Annotated in this window: 10 protein-coding genes; 8 read left to right on the forward strand and 2 right to left on the reverse strand. The window is 35.0% G+C overall.

Annotation, left to right across the window (positions count from 1 at the left end):
• The first annotated feature begins 197 nt into the window (after positions 1-197).
• The 5 genes from AYC65_RS09555 to AYC65_RS09575 all read left to right on the forward strand — a co-directional run bounded on the left by AYC65_RS09555 (position 198) and on the right by AYC65_RS09575 (position 6,154).
• Positions 198-569 (forward strand): helix-turn-helix domain-containing protein, encoded by a 372-nt coding sequence (locus AYC65_RS09555; RefSeq protein WP_034870578.1) that lies wholly within the window; start codon positions 198-200, stop codon positions 567-569.
• 1,144 nt (positions 570-1,713) lie between these two features.
• Positions 1,714-2,499 (forward strand): hypothetical protein, encoded by a 786-nt coding sequence (locus AYC65_RS09560; protein WP_234300281.1) that lies wholly within the window; start codon positions 1,714-1,716, stop codon positions 2,497-2,499.
• A gap of 19 nt (positions 2,500-2,518) precedes the next feature.
• Entirely contained in the window at positions 2,519-3,280 is a 762-nt protein-coding gene (locus tag AYC65_RS09565; protein ID WP_034870501.1) for a helix-turn-helix domain-containing protein, read from the forward strand.
• Positions 3,281-3,359: 79 nt separating this feature from the next.
• The gene (locus AYC65_RS09570) at positions 3,360-3,848 is read left to right on the forward strand and encodes an anthrone oxygenase family protein (protein WP_034870502.1); all 489 of its coding nucleotides are present in this window, start codon (positions 3,360-3,362) and stop codon (positions 3,846-3,848) included.
• A 62-nt stretch (positions 3,849-3,910) separates the two neighbouring features.
• Positions 3,911-6,154 (forward strand): CocE/NonD family hydrolase, encoded by a 2,244-nt coding sequence (locus AYC65_RS09575; protein ID WP_034870503.1) that lies wholly within the window; start codon positions 3,911-3,913, stop codon positions 6,152-6,154.
• Between the two features lie 48 nt (positions 6,155-6,202).
• Here the strand turns inward: AYC65_RS09575 and AYC65_RS09580 are convergent, their stop codons facing one another.
• Entirely contained in the window at positions 6,203-8,650 is a 2,448-nt protein-coding gene (locus AYC65_RS09580) for a bifunctional YncE family protein/alkaline phosphatase family protein (protein WP_034870504.1), read from the reverse strand.
• Between the two features lie 370 nt (positions 8,651-9,020).
• Between AYC65_RS09580 and ccoG the strand changes: the two genes are divergently transcribed.
• Entirely contained in the window at positions 9,021-10,457 is a 1,437-nt protein-coding gene (gene ccoG, locus AYC65_RS09585) for a cytochrome c oxidase accessory protein CcoG (protein ID WP_034870505.1), read from the forward strand.
• A gap of 18 nt (positions 10,458-10,475) precedes the next feature.
• On the opposite strand, the gene AYC65_RS09590 is transcribed toward ccoG, so the two are convergent.
• Positions 10,476-11,357: an AraC family transcriptional regulator gene (locus AYC65_RS09590; protein ID WP_034870506.1), complete on the reverse strand. Its 882-nt coding sequence runs from the start codon at positions 11,355-11,357 to the stop codon at positions 10,476-10,478.
• A 189-nt stretch (positions 11,358-11,546) separates the two neighbouring features.
• Here AYC65_RS09590 and AYC65_RS09595 point away from each other — a divergent pair, with 189 nt between their 5' ends.
• Together AYC65_RS09595 and AYC65_RS09600 are read left to right on the forward strand one after the other, a co-directional pair.
• A complete protein-coding gene (locus AYC65_RS09595) occupies positions 11,547-12,221 on the forward strand; it encodes a response regulator transcription factor (RefSeq protein WP_034870507.1) in 675 nt (224 codons plus the stop codon).
• Positions 12,222-13,472 carry a sensor histidine kinase gene (locus AYC65_RS09600; RefSeq protein WP_034870508.1) on the forward strand — a complete coding sequence of 417 codons (1,251 nt, stop codon included), beginning with the start codon at positions 12,222-12,224 and terminating at the stop codon, positions 13,470-13,472. It begins immediately after the preceding gene.
• Positions 13,473-13,501: the final 29 nt, after the last annotated feature.

Genomic DNA, 13,501 nt, shown 5'->3' on the forward strand with positions numbered 1-13,501 from the left:
TATTAATAATGTTTTCTATACTACTCACTATTATACCTTGTTATACTATCATTGCCTTTTTCTTTTTTTACATCCGTAAACAAAAAAGAACCATAAAAAAGCTGAGATCAATACCCAATACTATCCAATATAGGAATTCCAACATCTTATTTGATTCTGATTCTTTAACAGAGCCTTTTTCTGAAAAAAAAATAGTGATGACGTCTGAAATAGAGGCCAGATTATTATCTAAATTACAGGAATTTGAATCTACCGTACAGTTTACAAGGAAAACTATTTCTCTTTCTTATCTGGCTACTTTTTGTGAAACCAATTCAAGATATTTATCGCATATTATCAATACTCACAAAGGCAAAAGTTTTCGTAATTATATTAACGAACTGAGAATTGATTATATCATCAAAAAACTGGAAACTAATCCGCAGTACCGGAAATTCAAAATTGCTACTCTTGCAGAGGAGTGCGGCTTCTCCTCACAGAACAAATTTGCTCAGGTCTTTAAAAAAGAAAAGAATATTTCGCCCTCTGCCTTTATTAAAAATCTTACAGACAAAACCTATAAACATTGATATTATAGTAAAGTTCTGATGCTAAAAAAGACCTTACTTTAAAAGTAAGGTCTAAGAATAAAAAAGGAATTGATTAATGGTTTTCTATAGCATATTTATCTGGTATTTTGGTTAATTCCAACAGTACAGAAAGTCTTATACATTGTATTACCCCCGTACTGAATATATCTGATTTCACATTTATATCTAAAAAAAGGCAACAAGAGTTCAGCATAAGCTTGTATAATTAACATTTTGAGAATGAGGGATTCGAGATGTACAATGAACAGATAAAAGCTGTAAAAAATATTTGTTGATACAAAGGCTATACATCATATCCTACGAAAATATACTGATCCTTGTTACCTTAAATAAAATTACAATTCCCTGGAAAGAAAAAAACAAAACAAGAGTAATACTTCTATGCGCCAAGAGATACGATTACTTACGACAAGCCTAGAACCATACATGTAAGCATATTATTAAAATATCAGAATATATAATTTCTGATATCATCTTTATTTCATTAGTAAGAACTTATAGCATAATTGTTCTAATTGCATATAATTTTTAGCCTGAACCTGTACTCAATTATCTATTCTGATAAACCACAAGTTATCGAACCCTGCATTACCCCCTATCGGAAGTTGTTTTATTATATTAATACACCGAAGTCTGAATACTTTTGTCCAACAAAATAATAGTAGTATAGTGTGAGAAACCTGTATAGGTTACGGACAGTCAATGCTATATTGACTGTCCTTTTTTAAAATCTATAATTATTTATTACTTAATATATCAAAAAACTGTTTAGTGTTCGGATTATCTATCTATTCGGATTTTTAATCTCATCCTATTTTTGTTTGTTAGCAGTTTTTTACAAGCGGCGGAAATATTTTTGTCGCTTGTTTTTTTTACTAATATTTAAAGATTCATCACCTTGTATATCAGCTGAAATTTTCTGAACTTTAGAAAAATATCCTAACTGAATTACAATATGTCCGGCAAAACTATTGGTATTTATAATTTTAGTTTTTATACACTTGTATTTATAGTGTCTATCCTATTATGTTTGTCTTGCTCTTCTGTAATTAAAAGCTCGAAGACAGCAACATTAACTACAGATTATTGTAAACCAAATTTCACTTATCAGTATCCTGAAATTATGACTAATACTGGTAATCAGGAAGACAGTGCCTTGATTAAAAAGCTTCCGGCATCGGATTATGCATTAAGTAAAAATATCGGTATACTTCCCCTTCTTTCTCAATATAATAAAGCAAAAGATCCTCTGAAGATACTGATAGCAAAACAAAAAATTTCTGATCAATTGATGATTACCAATTCCGGATTAAATGCTATGGCTGCTGAATCAGATTGTAATGGTGAAAGGATCCAGCAACTTTCGAATTACCTTGGAGACATCAACAATAAAAATATCCGGAAACTTACGGTAGGTTCTATTATTCTGGGAGCAAGTATTGCCGTTTCTTCTTCGCTAATTAATAACAACAATACCAATAAAGCTATTAATATTGGTGGTGGAGCTGCAGGAGCAGCATTGGGATTGCTTACATTAAACCCCAAAGGAAGAAAAGTACAAATGGGTATTCAGAGAAACCTGCTTCGCAATATATGGAATAATGATAATAGTGACCAGGCATTCCCTCCTGATATATGGAATATACTCAATGAAAAATCTTTCAGCAATTCCGGGAACAAATCGATGCGTGAAACACTAAAAGACAGATGGCTTCTTTATGCTTTCGATGGAAAGCCTGATGCTGAAACCTTACAACTATTTTTTGGAAATGGAGGAACTTTTCGAGCGGATGATTTGCAAACTATGTCAAATATGTATAATGAATTGCAAGCTAGTATCCGGTCGTTACAACAGAATATGCAGAGCTTAATGCTAAAGATTAACACTTTGAATACTGAAACCAAATAATATACTTTACTAAATTATTATGAATAGTTTTCAGGAATTAATCCCAAGCGAGCCTCTTTCACTTTTTATAAAAAGTATATTAATCTTTGAGAATAGTGGGAAACCTGTTATAACCAAGCTACCCTTTTTTGCAGATGGATATCCTGGATTTTTATTTCATAGGACAGAAGGAGGCTTAGCTGTAATTCCGCATCAAAAAGAAATGCCGGATCTGTTTATTTACGGACAAACCATTAACCCTGTTGAGTTAGAAATAAAAGGTTCCTACTCCGTTATTGTTTTCCAGCTTTATCCATTTGTTCTGAGGTCTTTTTATGGTATAGATCCACAAAGCATTAATGATAACTGCTATATTCCCGATAATACACAGGAAGTACTCAATAGCTTACGATCTTCAGCTACTATTGATGAGTGTATGGAATTGATAAAAACTTATCTTCTGGACCATTTTGAAAAGAAAAAAGATAGTTTAGATTTTGAAATCCGCCGTGCTTTAGAAATAATTATCGCCGGAAATGGAACAGAAAACATCGGACAAATTGCTAAGGAATTGGATTTTAATATCCGGACTTTTGAAAGAAGATTTCTTACCGAAACCGGCTTGTCTCCAAAACAATTTGCCAAAATAATCCAGTTTCAGACTTCTCTTCAGCAACTCAATTCTAAAGATTACAATAAACTTTCGGATATTGTCTATGAAAACGGATTTTCAGACCAGTCTCATTTTATAAGGGTTTTCAAAGCATTCACAGGCAAAACACCCAAATCTTATTCATCCTGATTTTTTAGTGTCGTTTTTATTCTATTTTTTAAGTTTCTGATTGTACAACTTTGTCCTGTAAACTTAAAAACAATATACAATGAAATTTCAGGACATCACACTTATACTAACCGGTATAACCACAGCACTAATGGCCGGTCTATTTTTTTCTTATTCTGTATCTGTTAGTTGGGGATTAGGAAAATTAGCAGACCATGAATATTTACAGGCGATGCAAAGCATTAACCGGGAAATACTAAACCCAATATTTTTCGCATGTTTCTTTGGGGCATTAATTACGTTGCCAATAGCAACTTTTCAGCAATACCATCATAGCCAAACTGCATTCTTTATGTTATTGTCTGCATCATTTTTTTATATCATAGGAGTATTTGGAATCACCTCGATATTTAATGTTCCTTTAAATAATAAGCTGGATCTATTGGACCTTTCCAACGCCTCGCAAAATTCAATCAGAGAAATGCGGGACAGTTTCGAAATTTCCTGGAATTTCTGGAATACGGTAAGAACCTTTTCAGCAGTAATTAGTATTACCATGGTTATTATAGCCTGTCTATACAGAAAATAATTACATCTATTTCACTATGCAAGGAATTTATTTTGTAATTTCCACCCGCCAAAAAAGATATTATGAAAAAAATACTAAGCCTTGCTACGCTATTTTTCAGTCTGTTACTGTTTTCCCAAAACATATCGATTAGTCAGTTTAAAAAAGTAGATTCTTCCAATATAAAATCTCTTTTAAACTATCTGGGTCCTATCGTAAAAAAACAGACTACTAATAATAAGGATACTTCTGATAATGACAACTTGTTCCGGATGAATTTCGTTATGGGGGATTATAAAACATCATTAGAGCAGCTTAATACTGTAAGAAATAGCTTCATGAAAGGTAATCCCAAAATGGCCGCTGCTATGGGAGCTCAGTATGAGGTGTACATGAACACCTTACAGCATTTAAACAACAAACAGGATTTTAATAAAACATATCAGGCGGAATTGCTCAAAAAATATAATTCCTTGGCGAGCAGCACTCAGGTCTTTATGCCATTTTTCTTTGGTCTTACACCAAAAGAAACAAAAGAAGATCTTAGCAGCTTCATCAAAAGTGATATTGCAGGTAAAAGCAGTATCGATCTGAAAACTGCATTATTACTATTCAGAAAGTACGGATCCAATCTTATTGCTGAAGCAACATATACCAAAGGTCTTCCCCTTCTGGAAAAATTAGATCAGGAAAGCTATACAGTAAATGACAGTGTTATTGTCTACACAAAAGATAAAAAAGAAATAAGTATATCCACGGTTATCAATAAAAAAATACAGCATCCTAGACCTGTAATCATTGTCAACACTATTTACTCTTCTCCCGGGAATATAGGTACCGCAAAGCAGCTGGCTAGTAATGGATACTCTTGTGTATACATTAATACAAGAGGCAAATACCACAGTAAGGAAACAATAGAACCATTTGAACATGAATATCAGGATATTAGCGATGTAATCGACTGGATTGTTCAGCAACCATGGAGCAACGGAAAAGTAGGAATGATTGGCGGCAGTTACCTGGGATTCAGCCAATGGGCAGCTACAAAGAAATTGCATCCGGCACTTAAAACAATTATCCCGCAAGCTCCTGTAGGCATAGGAATAGACTATCCCATGAGTGGTAATGTTTTTATGAGCTATATGCTAAGATGGATTGACTATGTTACAGTAAACAAACTCACAGATAGCGCAGGGTTCACTAATGAGAAAAAATGGAATGATCTTTATAAAAAATGGTACACTAGTGGTTTAGCTTTTAATAAGCTAGATTCCATTAATGGCAAAAAAAATGAAATCTTCCAGCGCTGGTTAAAACATCCTTCATATGATGCTTATTGGCAGAGCATGACTCCTGATCCAAAGGAATATTCAAAAATAAACATTCCTATTCTTACCACAACAGGTTATTTCGACGACGACCAGCTAGGTGCTATGTATTATTATAAAAATCATATAAAGTACAATCCAAATGCTGATCACTATGTCGTTATAGGACCTTATGATCATTATGGTCCTCAGGGTTATATTACATCCGAAGTTATGGGTGTAAAAATAGATCCGATTGCAGAATTTGAATTAAATGAAATTTGCTATCAGTGGTTTGATTATACCCTAAAAGGTAAAAACAAACCAGATTTTCTGAAAGGAAAAATCAATTATGAAGTAATGGGTGACAATATCTGGAAAAGTGCCAATTCAATGCAGGAATTTGACCAGACAAAGATAAAATACTATTTAGGTGAAGATTTAAAACTTGGTGAACACAAAGCAAATAAATCTGCATTCACTACTTTAAATGTAAATCTTAAAGACAGAAGTGATGTCGATAAATTTATACTAACGGACGAACCTCAGCTTATTAGTACTGCAATACAGGAAAAAGACAACAGTACTATATTTATATCAGAAGCTTTTGATAAAGACACTGAGTTAACCGGTTCTTTTTCAGCCAGCTTAAATTTCTCAATCAATAAAAAAGACTGTGACATTGTTGCAGAGCTATATCAGGTTCTTCCTGACGGAAAATATTTCCTTCTTTCCAGCTATCTTACCAGAGCCAGTTATGCTAAAGACAGAAGTAAGCGCCAATTATTGACTCCTGGTAAAAAAGAAACAATTCCTGTAACAGATACACCTTTTGTAAGTAAAAAAATAGAAAAGGGCAGTAAATTATTGCTGAAAATTGGAATCAAGAAAAGCCCGGCATGGCAGATTAATTATGGTACCGGAAAAGACATAAGTACCGAAACCATAAAAGACGCAGAAGTACCTATGGAAATCAGATGGTACAATGAGAGTTTTGTAGAAATTCCACTAAAAAAATAAGCAGATTTTTATCTGCTCATAAACTAACTGAGGATGGTCTTTGGCTTTTTAGTCATCGTCATCCTCATTTTTATTATTTACTTTTAGAAAAGCTGCTCTTTTAGGCGATGGTGCCGAGGTTCCTTTTAGACCTTGCCAGAGGATTTCATTGAATACCAAATCAGGAACGGCATCTTCTTTGGACCAATCATATTTATCACTTAGTATTGCTAACTTTCCTTTTGTCGGATTTCTTTCATTCAAATCCACATTTGCCGCAAGATGGTCAAATGTTGTATAATCAGGCCGACTTGTAAATGATCTCCACATAGGAGTAGCTGCCGCATCATACTGCGTCATCGGTTTCATACCTAAGATGAGTTCTATAGTCCGGATCATACCTGATGTAGAATACATGGTATGGTCTACAGACTTTCTTTTCACATACGGACTTATAAGATAAGCAGGGCTACGGTGTGCATCCACATGATCGGGACCATTTTGGGCATCATCCTCAAGAATAAAAATAGCTGATTCTTTCCAAATAGGACTTTTACTTATATAGTCAACAAATAGCCCTACAGCGAGGTCATTATCTGCAACATGGGCATAAGGTGTTTTCTTGCCGCCACGCATTCCCTCCGTATGATCATTGCTAAAACGGATTGTCGTTAACTGCGGCATTTTACCTTCTTTAAGCAGCTGGTCGAAATCTGTTTTCCATTGGCTAAAACGCGTGGTATCAGCTACACTCAGATCATAACTTGTATAACCTGGTGCTACATGACCTTCCAAAGACTTTACATTTGGTTTTCCTTTGTCTGCAAATTCTCCATAAGTACGGTAAGATACCTGATGTCTTTTGGCATTGTCCCATATAAAGCCTCCTTTATTATTCGCTATTCCACGCTCGCCTTCTCCGCCGTATGTACCACCTCTGCCACCATAACTTGAAGGCCAGGTCTTTTCTAAATAATCGGTAGCATATGCCCCCATACTCCAGTTGTGTCCGTCTGCACTAACTTCTGCATCTACATAGAAATTATCCAGTAACACAAATTCATTTACAATTTTATGCTGATTGGGTGTTATTTTCTCTCCAAACAAACAAAGTGAAGGATCACCATTCCCTTGCTTTACATCACCCAGCACCTGATCATAGGTACGATTTTCTTTAACAACATAAAAAACATACTTAATAGGTGATGCCTCTCCTACCCTCATCGGAATAGGATTTCCCACTTCCCCTTCAGTAAGCAGTTCTTTATCTTTTGAGTAGGGTGTATTTTTGTACACTGCACGGGAGTATACTGCCAGATGTTCCGGATCCGGATCTGGAATAAAACTTAAAGTTCCTTTAAAAAGTCCCGCAATATACTGTATCTCTTTAGGCTTACTCTGATCTCCCGAGTGACGATCTACTTTTTCTTTCTGGTCCGTTGGATTGGGTCCATGTGGATTAGCCTTTGATGATAGTCCTTTACCATTGGTAACTAAAATTGTTTTTCCCACAACCTTCACATTTGTAGGATACCAGCCTACCGGAATAAAACCTTTTGAAACAGATTTCCCGGGATTACTTACATCAAATACAGCCAGAGAGTTGTTGTCTGCATTTGCGATATATAAGGTTTTACCATCTTCAGACAAAGCAACACCATTACTTGTTGACCCACTTGGTGCATTGGGATATAATGCTGCATTCAATGTTTCTACAACTGCTCCCTCTTTGGTATTAATAACAGAAACTGAATTGTCATTTGCGTTCGCTACAAACATCCATTTGCCATTTTTGCTAAAAGTCATTTCATTGGGGTGATTGCCTACCGCAATTTCTTTGGTTACTTTATTTAAAGACACATCCCAAACCAGAATCTTTTCTGCGCCCCACACACTGATATAAAGCTGTTTCGCATCCGGAGTCAGCAAACAGGCATAGCCTTCGGCACCAAGATCGAAACTAGATTTTACAGCTTTACTTTTCAGATCTATAACGTACAGTTTTTTGTCCTCGCGTGTAACAGTATACAGCTGTTGTTGTTTTCTATCATCAACTGCTAAACCTGCAATACCGATCCGGTTTGGCCAGGGTTTTCCAAGTACAATAGAATCTTTTGGGGCAAGCTTTCCATTTTTAATGTTGTAAGTCCTGATCATATTATCATGACCACCAGAAGCATACAATGTATTATCATCACTAGAAAATGCCAACCCATACCACGATTTAGGGATCTCTATACTATCAATTTTTTGTTGTGAAGACAGATCAATAAGGTCTATAGTCTGTGTACTTTGTCCGTTATTGCTAACTGCAGCAAATTTTTTATTATGACTAATTACCAAATTCAATGGGAGATCACCCAGTTCAATTTGCTTTCCTACAGGACTTAATGTCCATCCGTTGGGGAGCCCTACCTTATGGCTTTCCAGCTCAGCAGTAATTCTATCCTGAGCTGATACCAATTGGGAGACAATTAGTAAACAGGTACCGAGAGTTAAGACGCTTATTCTTTTCATAAGACATATTTACGAAACTTATGAATGGGACTAAACCTTATATTTTAAAATTAAAATAAATTTAATATTAAGCTGCCGTTACTATGGTTTTTCTCCTTTCATATACTTCACAAAACAGGTATACTTCAATCATTTCAACATGAAGTTCTACCCTTTATTTCCGTGAAGAAATCTTCCATGATCTATATCATATCTAATTTTGTTAAAATGTCCGAATTGTACAATTTCAGATGAATATAATGTTAGTGCTCTGACCCTATAATTAAGAGCTTTGCATAAGGAACAATAATATCAGAAAAACAGGGAGTAATCCGGTAAATTTATTACCAACACTTCCCTATTCTCTGAATTCAGAAAATAAGAAAAAGTAATGAATACTCAATTCCAGGCACCTGTAGATCTTCAGGAAGAAAGTTTCCGTAACGAAGTCGGAACAATGGATAAAACCGGTAAAAGAAAATGGGTTTTTCCCAGAAAGCCAAAAGGAAAATTTACCAATTACCGGAATTATACCAGCTATGCACTGTTAGCTATATTTTTCATACTTCCTTTTCTGAAAATCAATAATAATCCGTTCTTTCTATTCAACATCCTGGACAGACACTTCTTTATTTTCGGACAGCCTTTCTATCTTCAGGATTTCTTTATCCTGGCTATTGGAGCAGTAACCTCCGTAATATTCGTGATGTTGTTCAGTATCGTATTCGGGAGAATTTTTTGTGGCTGGCTTTGTCCACAGACTATCTTTATGGAAATGATCTTCCGTAAAATAGAATACTGGATTGAGGGAGACCGTAACAAACAGATGAAACTGGATAAACAGGGATGGAATGCCGAAAAAATAAGAAAACGTCTTCTGAAATGGTCTGTGTTTTTACTTATCGCAGTTATCATTACACATTTTATGTTTATGTACATCGTTGGTTATGAAGAAGTTTTTAAAATTATGCAGGAAGGTCCGGCAGCCCATCCTGTAAACTTTATCGTAATGATTGTATTTACAGGGCTGTTTTATTTTGTTTTTTCATGGCTTAGAGAGCAGGTCTGTACCCTGATATGTCCATACGGAAGATTACAGGGGGTACTTATTGACAAACAGACTATTAATGTTTATTATGACTACAAAAGGGGTGAAAATCGTTCGAAATGGAGGAATAATGAAGACCGGAAAGCTCTGGGAAAAGGAGATTGTATAGACTGTAACCAATGTGTAGTTGTATGCCCTACAGGGATTGATATCAGAAACGGACAACAACTGGAATGCATTAACTGTACAGCATGTATCGATGCCTGCGACGAAATCATGGAAAAGGTAGGCTTACCGAAGGGATTGGTACGCTATGCTACTGAACAGGAAATAGAAGCCGGTACAAAGTTTAAATTTACACCAAGGATGAAGGCTACTACTGTTGCATTGTCTTTATTAGTAGGTCTAGTAGGTTACCTGATGTACGACAGAGGAAGCATGGAAGCCAAGTTCCTGAAAGTTCCGGGAACTACGTTCCAGATAACTGATGGAAAAATTAATAACCTTTATACTTATACCTTCCTGAATAAGGAAAACTCTAAAAAGCTTATCACAATTAAGGTATTGAACCCGGCCAATGCAACTATTACCTATTATGGCCCTGTAAAAATAGTATTGAAAGAAAATGAAATTATAAAGGGGAATATCAGTATAGCCTTCCCGGAAAAAGAAATGCGACTAAGTAAGCAAAATATTACAATAGGCATCTTTGATGAAAAAGGAAAAATGATTACCTCTTACAATACAACTTTCGAAGGTCCTTTCAAATTTGCTTTATAATTATATTCCTATGTTTTTCTATGATTTATGTCTCAGAACGAAATGCGAAGGAGTCTCCCCTGTATTTTTACTAAATACTCTTGAGAAATAGGAGTACTCTTCAAAACCCAGTTTAAAAGCAATATCTGTAAGGCTTTCGTTCAGATAAATCAACATTCTCTTGGCTTCCAGTATTACCCTTTCGGTAATAATATCGGAAGCCTTTTTTTGTACCACAGTCTGAGTGATACGGTTAAGATGCTTCGCCGTAATTCCCAACAAATCTGCATAATAAGAGCTGGACTTCTGCACCAGGAAATGTTCTTCTAAAAGCGATTCAAATTCCTGATAATGGCGAATATATGAAAAAACACTACCTGAGTTCAGTAGTTGCTGATCTTTTGAAAACAATCTAATTGACTGAATATAGATTCTCGTAATAAGAGCCAGAATACTCTCTTTCTGCATCAGATTTTTCTGTAAACTTTCCTCTTGAATTTCTGTAAACAAGAAATTAATCTTTTGTAGATTCTGATCATCCAGCTGAAGTTTTCTGGGGAAAGATACCGAGGCAAAAAATGGAAAGTTTTTCAGCTTCTGATTTACATAATGCATATTATAATATTCCTTAGAAAAAAAGAAGATATAACCATCCGTATCATCAGAAAGCTCCCAACTGTGTATCTGGCCAGGTGACAAAAAGAATAGGCTACCTGCCTGTACATCATAGCTCTGAAAATCTATTTCGTGAACTCCGCTTCCCTGTGTAAATAGTACAGTTACATAAAAGTCATGACGATGGGGTTTTTCAATATGTTTATGACTACTCTTCAAATGTCCCTTCATGGTATTAAAATAAAAACCAGAAGACGCATTATTCTCCTGAAAGAGGCCCATGTGAAGTACAGAGATAGAATCCATAATGAAAATTCAGAGCCTAAAAGTAAGGAAAATCCCGTAAGTATTGCAGTCGTGATTAAAAGAAACAGAAAAGTCGGTTTGCTAAAACAATTGTAGGGGATTCTTACAATTCCTGCCAGTTATATTGAATATTTTTATAAATTCAGTTTTCCTTCAGATTTTAATTTTATTTTTGAATAAAATGACAGCATGAAAATACTCATCATTGAGGACGAAATTGCATTGAGTAAAAGTATTGTCACTTACTTAAAGCAGGAAAATTACCTTTGTGAAATAGCTACAAATTTCAATACTGCAATTGAGAAAGTAGACTCATATGATTATGACTGTATTCTTCTTGATATTTCATTACCCGACGGTAATGGGTTGAGTATTTTAAAAATCTTAAAAGAAAACAACAAAACCGATGGTGTAATTATTATCTCTGCAAAAGATTCCATTGATGATAAAATAGCCGGATTAACGCTGGGTGCTGATGACTATATTCCAAAACCTTTTCATCTATCAGAACTCAGTGCACGTATAGCTGCTGTGATACGCCGCAGACGGTTTAATGGCGGTAATATTCTGGTATTCCATGAAATTACCATCGACACACTGGCTAAAACGGTTACAGCTAACCATCAGACTATTGACCTTACCCGAAAAGAATACGATTTACTGCTTTATTTTACGATTAATAAGAACAGAGTTCTCTCTAAAACAGCAATTGCTGAGCACCTCTCCGGGGAGAATGCAGATGTCTATGACAACTATGATTTTATATATGCCCATATTAAAAACATGAAAAAAAAGCTCGCAGCAGCCGGCTGTAATGACTATCTAAAATCTGTTTACGGAATGGGTTATAAATTTGAGTACTAAATGAAATTAATCAGCTACATATCGCGCCGTTATATCATATATGCTATTCTTATTCTGTTAATAGCTATTCCTGCATTTTATTTCTCCTTACGGTACCTGATGCTGAAGAGTCTGGATGAAAATATAAGTCATCAGAAAGCATGGATTGAAAAGCAGTTAAAAACGACAATACCTGACAATTTTATTTCCTTTGAAAACAGCATTATTGTCCGTCCGTCTAATAATCCCAAAGTTTTTGATTCCTTATACAATCAACCAGTTTTTATACCCGATGATAACGAAACAGTGATGCATCGGATTTCTGTATCGAATACAATTGTAAATGGAAAACCGTACGAAATACGGATTCAGAAATCTATGATAGAGGATGAAGACCTCCTCAACAGCATACTGGTACTTCAATTAGTATTGGTTATTGTATTATTGGCCGGCCTGATCGCTATTAATTTCCAGCTCTCTAAAAAATTATGGAAACCTTTCAATGATATTGTTCATAAATTAAGTCTTTACAGAGTCGACAGCAACGACGATTATCAGTTTATACCCACCAATATAGAAGAGTTTAAAAATTTAGGAAACTCCATTAAAGATCTCATCAAACGTAATCAGAAGCTTTACAGAACACAAAAAGAATTCACGGAAAATGCCTCTCACGAATTGCAAACTCCGATAGCTGTAATGCAAAGCAATCTGGAACTGCTGATGCAGACTTCTCCAATTTCTCAGGAGCAAGCTGACCTGATAGAAGAAATTTCTGTTGCCGGAAACAAAATGCAGCGCCTCAACCGTACGCTATTATTACTGACTAAAATTGAAAACAATCAGTTTCCGGATACCGAGAAATTAAAAATCAATACCAGTATTCAAAAACTTCTGAGCCAATATGAAGAGCCGGCTGCACAAAAAGATATACAATGGGAAATCCATATAGAAAATGAAATTGAAATCATTGCCAATCCTATTCTCATCGATATTTTAATTGGCAATATTTTGTCCAATGCCATAAGACACTCCGAAAATGCAGGAAAAGTTTTGGTAAGAACATCCCACCAAAAGCTTGTTATTGCCAATTATGGGAATAGTGAACTCAATCAAACGGATTTGTTCCAACGTTTTAAAAAACAATCTGAAAACACCAATAGTATTGGATTAGGGCTTGAAATGAGTAAAAAAATATGTGACTTGTATCATTACGACATTCAATACCAGTTTATTAATGATATGCACTTATTTAGTATTAATTTTAATTAATTTCTACTTATTAGAAAAAATTCAGGATC

The organism is Elizabethkingia bruuniana, assembly GCF_002024805.1.
Taxonomy (GTDB): Bacteria; Bacteroidota; Bacteroidia; order Flavobacteriales; family Weeksellaceae; genus Elizabethkingia; species Elizabethkingia bruuniana.